Annotated in this window: 14 protein-coding genes; 10 read left to right on the forward strand and 4 right to left on the reverse strand. The window is 54.6% G+C overall.

Features of this window, described 5'->3' with window-relative positions:
• Window positions 1–152 precede the first annotated feature (152 nt).
• Window positions 153–1,364 (forward strand): pyridoxal-phosphate-dependent aminotransferase family protein, encoded by a 1,212-nt coding sequence (locus AWM70_RS00940; protein ID WP_068693552.1) that lies wholly within the window; start codon window positions 153–155, stop codon window positions 1,362–1,364.
• Window positions 1,365–1,419: 55 nt separating this feature from the next.
• Here AWM70_RS00940 and AWM70_RS00945 read toward each other — a convergent pair whose 3' ends face one another.
• From AWM70_RS00945 to AWM70_RS00955, 3 genes are all read right to left on the reverse strand, one after another.
• Window positions 1,420–2,181 carry a class I SAM-dependent methyltransferase gene (locus AWM70_RS00945; RefSeq protein ID WP_068693554.1) on the reverse strand — a complete coding sequence of 254 codons (762 nt, stop codon included), beginning with the start codon at window positions 2,179–2,181 and terminating at the stop codon, window positions 1,420–1,422.
• On the reverse strand, window positions 2,174–3,091 hold the full coding sequence (locus AWM70_RS00950; protein WP_068700227.1) for an NAD(P)/FAD-dependent oxidoreductase: 918 nt from the start codon (window positions 3,089–3,091) through the stop codon (window positions 2,174–2,176). Before AWM70_RS00950 ends, AWM70_RS00945 begins: the two co-directional genes overlap by 8 nt.
• 105 nt (window positions 3,092–3,196) lie before the next feature.
• Window positions 3,197–3,694, reverse strand: coding sequence for an RrF2 family transcriptional regulator (locus AWM70_RS00955; protein WP_068693556.1), 498 nt, complete (start codon window positions 3,692–3,694; stop codon window positions 3,197–3,199).
• Between the two features lie 291 nt (window positions 3,695–3,985).
• Between AWM70_RS00955 and AWM70_RS00960 the strand changes: the two genes are divergently transcribed.
• The 6 genes from AWM70_RS00960 (at window position 3,986) to AWM70_RS00985 (ending at window position 12,333) form a co-directional block, all read left to right on the forward strand.
• Window positions 3,986–7,009, forward strand: a complete 3,024-nt coding sequence (locus tag AWM70_RS00960) for an efflux RND transporter permease subunit (protein ID WP_068693558.1) — start codon at window positions 3,986–3,988, stop codon at window positions 7,007–7,009.
• A gap of 260 nt (window positions 7,010–7,269) precedes the next feature.
• Window positions 7,270–8,064, forward strand: coding sequence for a methionine ABC transporter ATP-binding protein (locus AWM70_RS00965; RefSeq protein WP_068693560.1), 795 nt, complete (start codon window positions 7,270–7,272; stop codon window positions 8,062–8,064).
• A 65-nt stretch (window positions 8,065–8,129) separates the two neighbouring features.
• Entirely contained in the window at window positions 8,130–8,798 is a 669-nt protein-coding gene (locus AWM70_RS00970; protein WP_068700228.1) for a methionine ABC transporter permease, read from the forward strand.
• A gap of 151 nt (window positions 8,799–8,949) precedes the next feature.
• Window positions 8,950–9,798, forward strand: a complete 849-nt coding sequence (locus tag AWM70_RS00975; protein WP_068693563.1) for a MetQ/NlpA family ABC transporter substrate-binding protein — start codon at window positions 8,950–8,952, stop codon at window positions 9,796–9,798.
• Between the two features lie 149 nt (window positions 9,799–9,947).
• Window positions 9,948–11,693, forward strand: coding sequence for a methyl-accepting chemotaxis protein (locus AWM70_RS00980; RefSeq protein ID WP_068693565.1), 1,746 nt, complete (start codon window positions 9,948–9,950; stop codon window positions 11,691–11,693).
• 67 nt (window positions 11,694–11,760) lie between these two features.
• Entirely contained in the window at window positions 11,761–12,333 is a 573-nt protein-coding gene (locus AWM70_RS00985) for an SLOG family protein (RefSeq protein ID WP_068693567.1), read from the forward strand.
• Between the two features lie 91 nt (window positions 12,334–12,424).
• Here the strand turns inward: AWM70_RS00985 and AWM70_RS00990 are convergent, their stop codons facing one another.
• A complete protein-coding gene (locus AWM70_RS00990; RefSeq protein ID WP_068693569.1) occupies window positions 12,425–13,192 on the reverse strand; it encodes an SGNH/GDSL hydrolase family protein in 768 nt (255 codons plus the stop codon).
• Between the two features lie 195 nt (window positions 13,193–13,387).
• On the opposite strand from AWM70_RS00990, the gene AWM70_RS00995 reads away from it, so the two are divergent.
• The 3 genes from AWM70_RS00995 (at window position 13,388) to AWM70_RS01005 (ending at window position 15,645) form a co-directional block, all read left to right on the forward strand.
• Complete coding sequence (locus tag AWM70_RS00995) at window positions 13,388–14,383, forward strand: Gfo/Idh/MocA family protein (protein WP_068693571.1); 996 nt, start codon at window positions 13,388–13,390, stop codon at window positions 14,381–14,383.
• Window positions 14,384–14,587: 204 nt separating this feature from the next.
• Window positions 14,588–15,055, forward strand: coding sequence for a MarR family winged helix-turn-helix transcriptional regulator (locus AWM70_RS01000; RefSeq protein WP_083180078.1), 468 nt, complete (start codon window positions 14,588–14,590; stop codon window positions 15,053–15,055).
• 20 nt (window positions 15,056–15,075) lie between these two features.
• Window positions 15,076–15,645 carry an isochorismatase family protein gene (locus AWM70_RS01005; RefSeq protein ID WP_068693573.1) on the forward strand — a complete coding sequence of 190 codons (570 nt, stop codon included), beginning with the start codon at window positions 15,076–15,078 and terminating at the stop codon, window positions 15,643–15,645.
• The last annotated feature ends 8 nt before the right edge of the window (window positions 15,646–15,653 follow it).

A 15,653-nucleotide genomic window follows, 5' to 3' on the forward strand; every position in this document is an offset into this window, starting at 1 on the left:
CAACACAACCAGTACAGTCACAACTAGCACAGTCACAATCGACACAAGTGTCACCCTCACCCCAGCCACCGTCACACCTCCCACGGCACAAGCCGGATCTGCCTCTTGATCGCCAACCTTATGCCGAGTTCTCTCCTTCGCCTAGAATCATTATGACCCCGGGGCCTGTCGAGGCGGATCCAAGAGTGCTCCGCGCTTTGTCCATGCCGATCCTTGGCCAGTTCGATCCTGAGTTTACGGCTCTGATGAACCGGATAATGAGCATGCTGCGCGAGCTGTTTCAGACCTCGAACCAGTGGGCTTATCCGGTCGACGGCACCTCCCGTTCCGGGATTGAGGCGGTGCTGGGCAGCCTGATCGAGCCCGGAGACAAGGTGCTGATCCCGATCTACGGCCGGTTCGGCTACCTGCTTTATGAAATCGCCGAGCGCTGCGGCGCGAAGATCACGGTCATGGAGCAGGAATGGGGAACGGTGTTTGAACCGGCTGAAATCATTGCGGCTATCCGGCAGCATCGTCCGGCCCTAGTGGCGATGGTGCATGGGGAAACGTCCACCGGGCGGATGCAGCCGATGGAGGGCATCGGGGCAGCCTGCCGGGAGGCGGACGCCCTGCTGGTGATCGACGCCGTCGCTACGCTCGGCGGAGTTCCGGTCCGGACCGACGAATGGCAGGTGGATGCTGTAATCGGCGGCACCCAGAAATGTCTGTCGGTTCCGTCCGGCATGGCGCCCGTGACTTACAACGACCGGGCGGAGCGGAAGCTGAACGCCCGAAAGAGGGTGGAGCGCGGGCTTTGGGCCGAGCCTGGCCAGTCTGCCGCTTCGCCTGCAGCATCTCTTCCCGCTAGGATTCAAAGCAATTACCTGGATCTCAGCCAGCTGCAGGATTACTGGAGTCCGGCAAGACTTAATCATCACACCGAGATGACGTCCATGCTGTACGGTTTGCACGAGGGGCTGCGGCTGGCCTTAAACGAAGGGCTGGAGAGCCGCTTTGCCCGTCACCGCCTTCATGAGGCCGCCTTAACGGCAGGTCTGCGGGGAATGGGGCTTAGCCTCTATGGCGACCCGTCCTGCAAGCTTCCTGTCGTCACTTGCGTCAGCATCCCGGACGGGGTAGACGGCGAGAAGGCGAGGTCGCAGCTGTTGGACGACTTCGGTATTGAAATCGCCAGCTCCTTCGGCCCGCTCAAGGGAACAATCTGGCGCATCGGAACGATGGGCTACAGCTGCCGCAAAACCAATGTGCTGCACCTGCTGGGTGCGCTTGAAGCCGTGCTCCTGCGCAGCGGCCACCCGCTTCCTGCCGGTGAAGCTGTCCAGGCCGCCCTGCAGGTTTATGACGCGGCAGCGGCAGATTGATTTAGGTCAAACCAGATCGAATCAGATCGAATCAGATGAGCCCGACTTTGCCGAGTCAGATTTTGATTGCTGCGATGCGCAGCCGGCTGGTGTCGGCCATCCATTGGCCGTCCCGGTACAGCTGCGGCTTAACCCGATTTTCAATGGCCTCGAACATGGTCGATTTGGCATCTTCCGGGACATCTGCGAAGAAATAGGGGGAGAAGCTGTTCAGCCATTTTCGGACCCCGGCTTTTAGCGGAGTCGGATGATCGAAATGCCGGGCCTCCATTACCCGGAATCCATTTTGCTCCAGCAGCTCTGCGTATTGATCGGCCGTAGGCAGATACCACGGATTCCGGCCCTCCCAGACATAACCTTCTTCCTCCAGCGTTTCTTTCATCGCCGCCGTCAGCGTGGAGACATTTCCGCTGCCGGCGAATTCGGCCACAAATCGTCCGCCTTCCCGCAGGGCAAGCCTGATCGAAGTGATCACCTCCGGCGCGTCCTTAATCCAATGGATCACCGCATGGGAGAACACAGCGTCAAACCGGACTTTGGTCCGGTAATGCCGTATGTCTCCCGTCCTGAAGCTCAGCGACGGATATTTCAGGGCGGCGCGTTTCACGGCTTCCCCGGACACGTCAATGCCGGTCGGGATTGCGCCGGCTGCAGCCATGGCGGCCGTTAAATCGCCGGTTCCGCAGCCGGCGTCGAGAATCCGCTCCCCCGGAGCGGGCTGCAGCAGAGCTAAAGCCCCGTTCCCGGGTTTTCCATCCAGTTCCCCTGTTCCTTTCTTATCGCTGCCGGTTTCCCCGGTCGCTGCCTTTTTATCCATGTTGTCTCCATGCCTCCATGTTCAGCTCGTTATTCAGGGCTGCAGCGGCAAAAGCCCCCGCGGAAGCAGCCATAATCGCCTGGTGGGCCCGGGAGGCAGCATCTCCGGCGCTGTAAACACCCGGGACGGTCGTTTTCCCGAATTCATCGACGACGACCATATCGGTTTCCGTAACCTCACATCCCAACGATTTGGGAAGATCCGACCCGGCAGCCAAATCCGGTTTGAAAAAGATCCCCCCGCAAGCAACTGTCGTTCCGTCCTCGAGTACGACCTGCCGGACTTGTCCGTTCACGGACTCGATCTCTTTGATCGGCGAATCGAAGACCTGTACCTGATGGGCATGCAGCTCCTTACGCTGTTCATCCGACAGCTCGTCGGGTCCGTTCGTGCAGAGTGTAAACCGCTTTGTCCATCCGGAGATCAGCTGTGCGAAATGAAAGGCCTCCGCGCCATTGTTTATCACGACAAGGTGTTGATCCCTGAGCTCCCAGCCATCGCAGTAAGGACAGACAAATGCGCTTGTGCCGTAAACCTCGGCAAGTCCTTTAACGGGCAGCGGCCGATCCTTCATCCCGGCGGCGAACAGCAATTTACGGCTATGATAGGTTTGGTTTGAGGCTGTTGAAATTTGAAAATGGCCATCCGCTCCCTCAGCCGAAACCACCTTATCATCGGCAAAAATAACAGACGGATAAACGGCGATTTGTTCCCTGCCAATCCGTCTTAATTCCCCAGGCTGGATGCCGTCGCGCGTAAGGAAGCCGTGGGCTTCGCGGGTGACACGGTTGCGGGGTTTACCTTCGTCGATAACCAGCACCGTTTTTCTGGCCCTTCCCAGGACAAGGGCGGCGTTTAAGCCGGCAGGGCCGCCCCCGATGATGACTACGTCAAATGATTGATTTTCCATGTTCATAGAAATTCAGCTCCTTATTATTTTGTGTATATAATAGATCTTTAATATCCATGATTAAATTGTAAAAAGGAGTGCTCCACTCCTTGCAAGAAACGGGATTTACGCCTGGTGCACTCCGCATTTAGGAGCTTCCGCCGCAGCGTCCAGCACAGATTGGATCGTGTGTTGTTCGAGATATTGATGCAGCTGCCGCTCTGCCCCGTCCATCACTTGTTTGACCAGGCACTCACTGCCGCGTGCAGGAGCGGAAGAGGGCTCGTCTTCATGAGCATCCGCCGGTTCTGCCGACAGTAGACGGTGCTGCTGCGAGTTCTGGTTTGAACATTCGAACAAATGCTGCCGGCCCTCAATGACCTGAATGACTTGCAGAAAAGTCACCTGACTGGCCGGGCGGGCCAGCTCATAACCGCCTTTTACGCCTGGCACGGCACGGACAATGCCATCCTGTCTCAGCTTGGACATAATTTTGGATAAATAGCTTTCCGAAACGCCAAGCGTGGCTGACAGCTCTTTGATCCCGATATTGTGCTCGCGCTCCGAAAGAGCCAGATGAATCAACGCGTGAAGCGCGTAATCGGTGCTTTTTGAGAATTGCATAAGAATCAGCTCCTTCTTCCTTACGGACTAACCCAGGTGATCGTTTGAAATATGGATATCACGTATCCATAATACACTTCGCACTCTCTCGTTGCAACTCTATAACAATTTATAACCGAAATTTCTTCCTTCCTGAGACCTGCCCGCCTTCCGACCAAGGTCCAGGACCAAGAACCGCCATAGGGCGGTTTTGGCAGGCAGGGGCTTCCTCTAAACTTAGTAAGCGAGCAAGGCGGACCTACATAGGAAATCAGAATATTTTTTAGAAGAGGAAGGGGAACAGGAAACATAATGGAGAGGTTAACCAAATGGGCTTTTAACAACAAAGCTGCAGTCGGACTGCTGATTGCGATGGCTTTGGTCATCGGGGTGTTCAGCTACACGACTTTGCCGATGGAATTTATGCCGGAGGCGGATAATCCGCAGGTGACCGTCACCGTGCTGGGACAGGGGCAGAATGCCGGGACGATGGAAAGCCAGGTCACGAAACCGATGGAGCAGGCAGTCGGCGCCATCAAGGGCAAAACAGAAATGTTCTCGACTTCGGGCGACGGTTACGCTCAGGTCAATCTGTATTTTGATTCGAAGACGGATATGAAGCAGGCGGCGCAGGATGTACAGAAGGCGGTAGACAACGTGCCGCTGCCTGACGGGGTAATGAAACCTTTTGTCGTGCAGCTGAACACCTCGATGATTCCGGTGTCGGAGCTGACGATCTCCTTTAAGGACGGATTAACGGAGCAAAACGTGCAGAAGGCGGAGGACGAAATTGTCCCGGCGCTTCAGAAGCTTAAAGGGGTGGCGAACGTCAGCCTGGGAGGCAAACCGGAATCCGTGGTCAGCGTAACCGCTGATGCAGCCAAGCTGGCGGCACGTCATGTCACGTATCCCCAATTGATGACAGTGCTCCAGGGCCGCAGCCTTTCGGTTTCGCTGGGGGAGCAGACGCTAAACGGGCAGGCTGGCAATGTCAATGTCACCTCGACAGTTGACAGCCTGGATATGCTCAAAGAACTGCCTGTAGCCCCCGGGGTGAAGCTGGAGGATGTGGCTTCCGTTCAGTTCAAGCAGCAGCAGGAAAGCGTCAGCCGGTCAGGCGGCAAAGAAGTCTTGTTTGCGATCGTAACGAAAGAGGCAAATGCCAATGCTGTTGAGGTCGGCAAAGAAGTGCAGAAGGAAGCCGAGAAGCTGAGCGAATCCGGTGAGGTGCAGGTTGAAGTGCTGGTCAGCACCTCAGATATGGTTGTGGACTCCGTTAACAGTATGATGCGAGAGGTCCTGCTGGGCGCTTTGTTCGCCACGATCGTCATTCTGCTTTTCCTGCGGAATTTGCGGGCCACGCTGGTTACAGCCATCTCCATTCCGCTGTCGCTAGCCGTTACGCTTTATTTGCTTAAAGCGTCTGGCATTACGCTGAACATCATCACTCTTGGTGCGGTGGCGGTTGCCGTAGGACGGCTGGTGGACGACAGCATTGTGGTGATCGAGAACATCTTCAGAAGGCTGCAGAAAGAGAAGTTCTCGCTGGACATGATCGTCAGCTCAACCAAAGAAGTGGCCGGTGCCATCACGTCTTCTACGATTGCAACGGTTGCGGTGTTTCTGCCGATGGGGATGCTGCGCGGTTCGCTGCAGGCTTTCCTGCTGCCGTTTGCGCTCACCGTAACGTATTCGCTGCTGACCAGCCTGGTCGTGGCGCTGACCGTGGTGCCGCTCCTGAGCTCTTGGATGCTGAAGCAGTCGCATTTACGGGAACCTGAGCCGTCCAGACGTTTCGTTTCGTTCCTGAACTGGAATCTCCGCTACAAGTGGGTAACCTTGTCTCTGACGCTGGTCCTGTTTGCCGGCTCCATTGCCGCTTATGTACTCATGCCTAAGGCAGCGCTTGATTCCTCGGACGCCAGCTTTGTATCGGTTCAGCTCAGCTACCCAAGCGATGTGCCGGTCAAGGAGGTGCTTGATCAAGGCCGTCAGCTTGAACGGACTCTGATGGAGCAGGAGCAGGCCAAGACGGTCATTCTGCAATCCGGCAACAGCTCGGACGGCGCGCAATTCGGCAACGTCAGCTCCCTGACCCAGGTTGATCTGATGGTCATTCTCAAAGAAGGGGCGGATGCCGAGAAGCTGGTTGACTATGTGAACGGACTGAAAAAGGATTACGAAGGCGCCACGCTTACCGCAGCGACATCCGGCCTGATCAGTGGCGGCAGCTCCGCCGTGGAGAACATTGATATCATCGGCGACGATTATGCGGCTATCAGCAAGGTCGGGGATGAGGTTCAAGCTGCGATTGAAGGCTTGGACGGGGTCAATAAAGTAACCAACAATATGAAGGACACCAAATCGGTCTACAGCTTTGAAGTCGATCCGGCTTTGGCGAACGGCCAGGAGGTGGCCCAGCAGCTTGGAGCGATGCTGCGTCCGGTGCCGCTCGGAACTATCGAATGGAGGAACAATCCGGTCAACGTGCTTCTGGAGCCGATGGCAGCGCCGCAATCCGAACAGGACCTGCAGGATTTGACGGTGGTGACGGCTTCCGGACCGGTGAAAATCACCAAGCTGGCCAAGTTTGAGGTCCAGAATCAGCCGGCTATGCTGTACCACAAGGAAGGGAAGACCTACCTGCGCATCAGCGCCGAAATTGATCCGAAGAAAGTGTCGCTGGTTGGCGGCCGGATCAAGGAGCAAACGGACAAAATCCAGCTGCCGGAGGGAGTAACGCTTGCTTTGGGCGGCGCTTCGGCTGACCAGGCCGGGGACTTTAAGGATTTGGGCATGACGGCCCTGATTTCGATCGGTCTCGTCTACCTGATTATGGTGTTGACCTTCAAGACACTGCGGGCTCCGCTTGCGATTATGCTCTCCCTGCCGCTGGCTGCGATCGGAGCCGTCGCCGCGCTGATCGTATCCCGGGTGACTCCGGATTTCACCGCCTTGTTCGGCGCGCTGATGCTGATTGGCATTGTCGTAACCAATGCCATTGTGCTGATCGACCGGATTAGGCACAACGAGCAGCATATGACGATCCGCGAAGCGATTCTGGAAGCAGCCAGCGTCCGGATGCGGCCGATTCTGATGACGGCGATCGCTACAATCTGTGCGATGCTGCCGCTGCTGTTCCATCCTTCCAAAGAGGGGAGCATCGTTTCGCAAAGTCTGGCGATTGTCGTAGTCGGCGGATTAGCCGCAGCCACGCTGCTGACTTTGTTTGTTATCCCGGCTGTGTACGAACTGCTGTATTTCCGGAAATCGGCACGTCAGCGCCGGAGTCAGGCTAGTCAAGCCGGGGCGGAAGCCCGGACTGCGGAGGGCTGAGGCTCCCCGCCAATCTGCAGGGTACAAGGAAATGTGAAGCAGAAAGTTAAATAATCAAAAACCGCCCAAGGCGCACGGCTGCTGCGTTTTGGGCGGTTTTTGCCTGTTTGGGTCCGGTGGATTCAGGTAATCAATATGCTAAAAATAGTGACACAGTCTTCAATTTGAACTATAATTGCTGAGGATTGCAAACTATAACAGATATTTAATAATTGTAATACAACAATAATCACACCCTGTGGGAAAGGCGGAGGCAGAACATGATTTCGCTTAAACAGGTCGGCAAAACCTACGGGACACCCGGACAAGAGGCTTTTTCAGCCGTTCAGGATGTTTCCCTCCATATAAAGCCCGGCAGCATACATGGCATTATCGGGGAAAGCGGCGCCGGGAAATCGACGCTGCTGCGCATGATGAATATGCTGGAGCGTCCGGATACCGGACAGGTCTGGTTTGAAGGCCTTGAGCTGACCGGCATGACGGAACATCAGCTGCGGGAGATTCGCCGCCAATCCGGCATGATCTTTCAGCAGTTCAATCTGCTGCACAACCGGACGGTTGCCCGCAACGTGGAGATGCCGCTTGAACTGGCGGGCGTACCGGGGAAGCAGCGGCGGCAGCGGGCTGAAGAATGTCTGGCCATTACAGGCCTGACCGATAAAGCCCGTCAATATCCGGCGGCGCTGAGCGGCGGACAGAAACAGCGGGTAGCGATTGCCAGGGCGCTTGCGCCTAATCCGAAGGTGCTGCTCTGCGATGAACCGACGTCTTCGCTGGACCCGCGGACCACAATCGATATTTTAAGCGTGCTGCGGGAGATTAACCGCAGCCTGGGGGTTACGATCGTGATCGTAACGCATGAAATGGACGTGGTCCGCCGGCTCTGCGACGAGGTAACGGTTATGGAGGGCGGACGTCTGACCGATCAGTTCATGCTGCCAAGCCGGGGAGCCGGGCGTCACGGGGAAGGCGGGGCTTCCGGCGATGAAGCCGCGTTGTCCCCTCCTGCCAGCTACCGTGAGCAGCTGCTTGGGAAAGCGGGTGAGCGGGAATGATAGGAGGAGCCTTTAACGAGCAGGCGGTGCTTTTTACCTCCAGGCTGGCTTCCGCTTCAGCAGATATGTCGTTGTATGACAAGCTTGTCCACTATCAGACGGAGATCTGGAGGTCGATTGGCCAGACGTTTGAGATGGTCGGCATTTCGCTTGCCGCTGCCATTCTGCTAGGCCTGCCAGTCGGCACGCTGCTGTATTTGTCCAGGCGCGGGCAAATGTACGAGAATCGTACATTGTCCCTCGTGGTTAACACGCTGGTGAACATTATCCGTTCGTTCCCGTTTCTGCTGCTGGTCGTTTTCCTGATTCCGTTCACGCGGCTGCTGGTCGGCACATCCATCGGAACCATTGCGGCTTCGGTGCCGCTGGCGATTGTGGCTATTGCCCATTATGCAAGGCTGGCAGAGCAATCGCTGCTCGAGGTTCCGCGCGGCGTCATAGAAGCGGCCAGGTCGATGGGCTCTTCGCGGCTGCAGATTATTTGGAAGTTTCTTTATCCGGAGGCGCGTTCAGGTCTGGTGTTGGGACTTACCACCTCTACAATCAGCTTTATTTCTTATTCGACCGTGGTCGGCATTGTAGGCGGAGGCGGGGTCGGGGATTTTGCGATCCGTTACGGCTATCAGCGTTATGAGATGGATATTACCGTTTTTGTGATCATTCTGATGATTGTTTTGGTCCAGGCCGTGCAGTTTGCCGGCAGCCGGCTGGCCGCCTGGCTGGACAAACGCTGAGTTCTGCCGAAAGGCGCAAGCGATGAAACAAAGGAAGCTTAGATTGGGCATGCCATTGGGATGCGGTTCGCAGCCCCCCGCTGCGATTTAAATATAGCCGTTTAAACGGCAGCATCAGGTGAAGCAGAATAAGAAGAGAGGGTGGTTTTACATGTTTAGAAAAATGGGATTGCTTTCGCTGACCTTGGCGATCGCGTTTGCCGCGGCAGGCTGCGGCAACAAGGATGACAACGCCGGAAATGCAGCGGCCCCCGCATCAAACGATGCAAGCAAGGAAGTAACGCTCAAGGTCGCTACATTGATTCCGCCGATGACGGATATTTTGGATATTGTTACGCCGATTTTGAAAGAAGAAGGCGTTCATCTGGAGCAGGTCGTGTTGTCTGATAACGTACAGCCGAACGATGCCTTGGCCAACAAGGAAGTGGACGCGAATTTCTTCCAGCACGTTCCTTACATGGAGCAGTACAATGAAAGCAAACACGCCAATCTGGTTGCTGTGCAGCCGGTATATAACGCCATCTACGGCGCTTATTCCAAACGCTATAAATCTATCAACGAGCTTCCGGACGGCGCAACGATTGTGATCGCCAATGACCCGTCCAATATCGGGCGTTCCCTGAACATGCTGGACGTTGCCGGTCTGATTAAATTAAAAGAAGGAACAGGCATCAACTCCACGCAGGCGGATATCACCGAGAACCCGCACAAATTCAAGTTTCAGGAAGTCGATCTGCTGATGCTGGCCCGCATGCTGGATGACGCGGATCTCGTGCTGATGACTCCGGCGTATGCGAAGCCGGTCGGCCTGACGCCAACCAAAGATGCTTTGATCAAAGAAGGCAAAGACGACTCCGAATTTGCGATTACGCTTGTAGCCCGTGAAGACAACAAGGATTCGGACGCGATCCAGAAGCTGGCTAAAGCGATCTCCGGTCCTGAAGTGAAGAAATTCCTGGACGATAATTATTCGGACATTGCCATTCCTGCATTTGAATAAGGTTTGAGGCAGTTACGGTCCCCATGCTCCTGCGGCAAGCAGCGAGTATGGGGATTTTTTTTAGAAAAGTTTCAGTTTCTACTCATATGGGCTTCAGCTTGCCGAATTATGCTAAATACGCATAATAGAAGCTTCTGGGAGGGAAAGTCATGCAGTGGTTTAGCAATATGAAGATCGGCTACAAAATGGGCATGCTGTTGATTTGTTTTTTAGTTTTCTTAGCTTTCATAGGATTCACGGCGCTGAAACGGGTTTCAGACGTCAATGCCAAAATCGTAGAATTAAATGATTCCAGACTGGTGCCGATTGTAAATTTGGAAGATATCAAGTCAAGCATTGAATACATACGTTCACAAGCCAATTCCATGATGACGGTCGGCAATGATGAGGCCAAGAAACAGCCGATTCAGGATGAAATCAACCAACGGGCGGAGGAGACCGCCAAACAAGTAGAAGCCTACAGAAGCAATCCGGAATTCCAAGAGGCTATCGAGGCTTATGATGCTTTTGTGTCGGCTAAGGATGTTTTTCTGGACAAGCATGGGACAGGAAGCGTTGATGAAGGCATGCCGGCAGCCGGATCGGCAGCAGCGGCAGCTCCCGCTGCAGGAGGACTTGAGGAAATTGAAAATTTTGATGCGGCCAGAACGAATGTGGTAAGCGCCTTCGACAAGCTGATTAAACAGCAGGTTGGGAATGCCAAAGCTACTTATGATGACAGCAGGCTTGTTTACAACCGCACGCTGATTACGATAGGGGCAGCCCTTCTGGTCAGCGTACTTATCGTACTGCTGATAGGGTTCTTGATTACCCGCTCCATTACGGTGCCGGTCAGGAAGGTTACGACCAAGCTGAAGGAAATCGCCAGCAGCGGCGGGGATTTAACCCGGCGGATCGATTATGACAGCAGGGACGAGATCGGCGAGCTCAGTTCGAGCTTTAACGAATTTGCCGGCAAGCTGCAGATGATTATTCAAGAGGTATCCAGCGTGGCGGAAAATGTGGCCGATTCCAGCGAACAGCTGAACGTTCAGGCGGCAGCTACGTCCCGGTCGCTCAAGTCCGTTTCCGGCACCATTGCCGAAATTGCCGCAAGCTCCTCGGACGGGGCGGCTGTGGCTGAGGAGACGACGGCCAGCTTGACGGAAGCGGCTGCCTTCTCGGCAGCGACCTCTCAGGCCAGCCGGGGGACGACCGAGAGCAGCCGCAGGGCCCGCAGCGCCGCGGAGAATGGCGCCCAGCGGATAGCCGAAGTCGTCGCCTCCATTACGGAGATTGAGTCGTCTTCGAAGCATGTCTCCGGTGTGATGGCGGAGCTGGATCGCTCCTCCAAACGGATTGCCGACAGGCTGAAGATCATCAGCGACATCTCGGAGCAGACGAACCTGCTTGCGCTGAACGCAGCGATCGAAGCAGCCCGCGCAGGTGAAGCCGGACGCGGCTTCAGCGTGGTGGCGGATGAAATCCGCAAGCTGGCTGACGAAAGCGCGGCGGCAGCCAAGCAGATCGCCGGACTTGTACAGGAGAACGAGCTGAAAACCGGCTCTGCCGTCGATTCGGTCCAGCGGGTGGAAGCGAAGATAGCTGCCGGGGTAGAGAAAGCGTCTCAGGCCGGCGGCAATATCGAGGAGATATTGACCAGCATAACCTATATCGTCGAACAGATCGAAGCGATTGAAGACGCCAACGCCAGACAGGCCCAAAGCGCGGATGAAATGTCCAAGGCGATGGATCAGCTGTCCGCCTCCTCCTCGGATATAGCGGAAGGCACCGACCAAATGAAGTCTGAAATCAATCAGCAGCTGGGCCTGATGGATCAAGTCGAGCATACGACCAGCGAGCTTGCCGTGACGGCGAAACGCCTGCGCACCTTAACTTCGGGTTTTACCGTTTAAACGTTCCATCCGCCTCCGGAATGTACTATAATGAAGGGCATCTTTGGACCGGAGGTTACTTGGAAGCATGAAAAATCTGCTCGTTACCGGCTACCGCGCACATGAGCTGAATATTTTTAACCAGAAGCATGAGGGCATTCCTTATATCAAACAAGCGATTGTAAATAAATTGATTCCGCTGATTGAGGAGGGGCTGGAATGGGTGATTACCCCCGGCCAATACGGGGTGGATCTATGGGCCTGCGAAGCGGCCATCGAACTGCGCCGGACCATTTATCCGCATCTGAAATGTTCGATTCTTGCGGCATATGCCAGCCCGGAGGAGAAATGGAAGGAGGACAAACAGGACTATTTCCGCCAGATGATTGGGCAGGTCAATTATTACGGTACCGTCAGCAAGCAGCCCTATAACGGCGTCTGGCAGCTGACCGCCCGCGACGATCTGCTGCTGCGCAAAACCGATGGCCTGCTGCTCGTCTATGATGAAGAGGCCGGCGAAGCCAGCCCTAAATTCATCAAAATGAAAGCATTGAAGAAACAGCAGCAGGAAGGTTATCCGGTCATTACCATAAGTGCCGAAGATATCGAAAGCGTCGTGAACGAAGCGAGAATGGACGAGCCGGGACTAGACCTGGATTGATGAAAAAAAGAAGCTGTTCCCGACGGATGGCAGCGACATGCCGCCATATCATGGAAAGCTTCTTTGCTATTTTGCAAGAGTGTCGTCCTGCTTATCCCAGGGTCTCTTTCATGCCCGGCTGAAGCAGGTGACCGTAATTCGTCTTCAGGAACTCGACCACCTTCTCGCAAATAATCCGGTGTCCGTCCTTATTCGGATGGATACCGTCCACGCACAGGAACTGAGTGAAATCGGGATGAGCGAGAAAAGCGCTCCGCACGTCGATCATTTTGGTTTTGGTCAGCTCCGATACCTTCAGAATCGTCGAGTTGTAACGCTCCTGCCACCAATAAATTTTGGTTACGCTGCCCAGCCACTTCATGATGTTGCTCTCCGCTGCCGGGTTACTGCCGCTGACCCATTTGAAATAATTGTCCGCGTTCAGCGGCGGGAGATTCATCAGGATCGGGGTAATTTGCTGGCCGCGCAAATATTCGATCGTTTCGGTCAGCATGCGTTCAAACAAATTGAAGTCCGTCTTTGGATGATGTTCGGCTTCGGGATTGGCGGCGATCTCCTGCCAGTTGAAATCACAGTCGTTGCCGCCGTATTCGATAAGAACGATATTGGGCTTGTCTTTGGAAATATCCTTCTTCAGGCTGTTAATGCCTCTCATCAGCGTATTGCCGAATCTGGCAGTATTCCGGACAGCCCCTTTTAATTTATCCTGCAGCAATGAGACGTAGTTCTCCTCCAGAATCACATATTTGCTCCGGTCCTCGTCATACACGACCCCTTTGGAAATGGAATCGCCGCTGACGATATATTTCAGTTCTTCGCCGCTGTTTGCCGCAGGGCCCCCATTGTCGATTTCCCGCATGCTTCCACCCCTTTTGTCCGATTAATTTGGTTATCTTTATTGTAATCCAGCGCAAACGGGAAGAGCAAGCGGTCCAGCTGCCGGAGAGATGGTTGAAAAGGTTTCCATTTTGAAATATCAAAACTTTCTTTGAGATGATAGAATAGAACCGAATAAGAGGAACACCAAAACCACCAGGGATCAGGAGGGATTCACATGGCACAAGCAGAACCCAAGAAAATCAAATGGGGGATTCTAAGCACAGGCTGGATAGCCGAGATGTTTGTACAGGACTTGGCTCACGCTGCGAACGGGGAATGTGTGGCGGTTGGCTCGCGGACTTTGGAAAGCGCTTCTAAATTTGCTGAAAAATATAGGATTCCCCGCGCATATGGCACCTATGAAGAACTGGTTCAGGATCCGGACATTGATGTCATTTACATAGGCACACCGCATCCTTACCATAAGGAAAATACGTTAACCTGCCTTCGCGCGGGCAAAGCGGTATTATGCGAGAAACCTTTTACGCTCAATGCCCGGGAACTGCAGGAAATGATCGATCTGTCCAAGGAAAAGGGCTTGTTCCTGATGGAGGCCATGTGGACCCGCTTTCTGCCGCCGATTCGCAAGGTCAGAGAATGGATTGCCGAAGGGCGGATTGGCGATGTTAAAATCGTCAAAGCCGAATTTGGCTTCAAGACGGACTGGAATCCGCAGCACAGGCTGCTGAACCGGGAGCTTGGCGGCGGAGCGCTGCTGGATGCGGGGATTTATCCGGTATCCTTTGCTTCGATGGTTCTTGGCCCTTCTCCGGAACAGGTCCACAGCACCGCCTATATCGGCGAGACTGGCGTGGATGAGCATTTCTCAATCCTGCTGGATTACGGCAGCGGCAAATCTGCGCTGCTCAGCGGAGGAGTACGGATCGGCATGCCGAACGAAGCGATCATTTACGGAACCGAGGGATATATCCGTATTCCTTCTTTCCTGAATGCGAAGGAGGCAGCCCTGTTTGTCAACGGGGAAGAAATTGAAACATTTAAAGATGACCGCGAAACCCACGGTTATAAATTCGAGGCAGAAGCGGTCGGCGAATATTTGCTGGCAGGGCAAACGGAGAGCGATGTTATTTCGCTGGATGAGTCTTTGAAGCTGATGAAGCTGCTGGATAAAGTCCGCGGCCAGTGGGGACTGGCTTATCCTACGGAATAAATAGAGCAAGCGTTGCCTTGATGCACGCCGATGAAACCGTCCTTTCAACCTTCCAATACGAAGGGGGAGGACGGTTTTTCTAAATTATTCAGCCGCTCTAGCGGGCCTGATGTTTGGGGACATCCGCCGCATGCGGCTAATAAATTTGTATCATACACCTAATTAGGTGTATAATACATATAAAAGGATGGGAAAGGAGATCCTGTGAGACAACGATATGTCGAAGAGATCGAGCATGAAGTGATTGCGATGATGAGGCGGGCTGATTTCAAGCGGACGCTGGACGGCTCTGAAACCTCCATGGACCGCTCGGCTTATTTGCTGCTGAAGTGGCTGGAGAAGGATGGACCGGCAGCAATCGGAGCGATTGCCGAAGCCTTCCAGCTGGATCATTCCACGATCAGCCGGCAAATTGCCGCGCTTGAAGGCAAAGGCTGGGTACAGCGGACGCCAAGCCCGGAGGATGCGCGGAGCAGCGTGATCGGTGTCACGGAGTCCGGCGCCGCGGCTGTGGCGCTGGCCCGGGACAAGCGGGCGGCAGCATACGACAGGCTGCTGGAGGACTGGACGGAGGAAGAGCTGGAGACTTTCTCCGGGCTGTTAACGCGGCTGAACCGATCAATCGATGCTTATAAGCGGGGGAAACATCCGGGGATCAAATCCGGAAAATAAACGATAAGGAGAATTTATTTATGAATGAATTGCATGTGGATTTTGCTAAAACAGCGCTTGTGCTGATTGACCTGCAGAAGGGAATTGTCCAAATGTCCGATGGGCAGGAAGTGGTGAACCATGCGGAGAAGCTGGTGAAGCTGTTCCGGCAAAATAAAGGGTTTATCGCTTTCGTAAACGTAGCTTTCCATGATGGACGCGACATCCTGCAGCCGCTGACCGACCAGCCAGCAGCTTCAGCCGGCGGCGAACGTCCGGCAGATTTTGCGGAATTTGTACCTGAGCTGGGAGTGGGAGCGGGCGACTATGTCGTAACGAAACGGCAGTGGGGAGCGTTCTTCGGAACGGATCTGGACCTTCAGCTGCGCCGCCGGGGCATCGACACGATTGTGCTGTGCGGCATTGCCACCAATATTGGCGTGGAGAGCACAGCTCGAGAGGCGTTCCAGCACGGCTACAACCAGATTTTTGTGACCGATGCGATGAAGACGTTCAGCCAGGAGCAGCATGAGGCTACGGTGAAGTATATTTTCCCGCGGATCGGGAAAATCAGAACAACCGAGCAGTTTCTGACTCAGGTTCAAGGCTGATTTGACCA

The organism is Paenibacillus yonginensis (assembly GCF_001685395.1).
Lineage (GTDB): Bacteria > Bacillota > Bacilli > Paenibacillales > Paenibacillaceae > Fontibacillus > Fontibacillus yonginensis.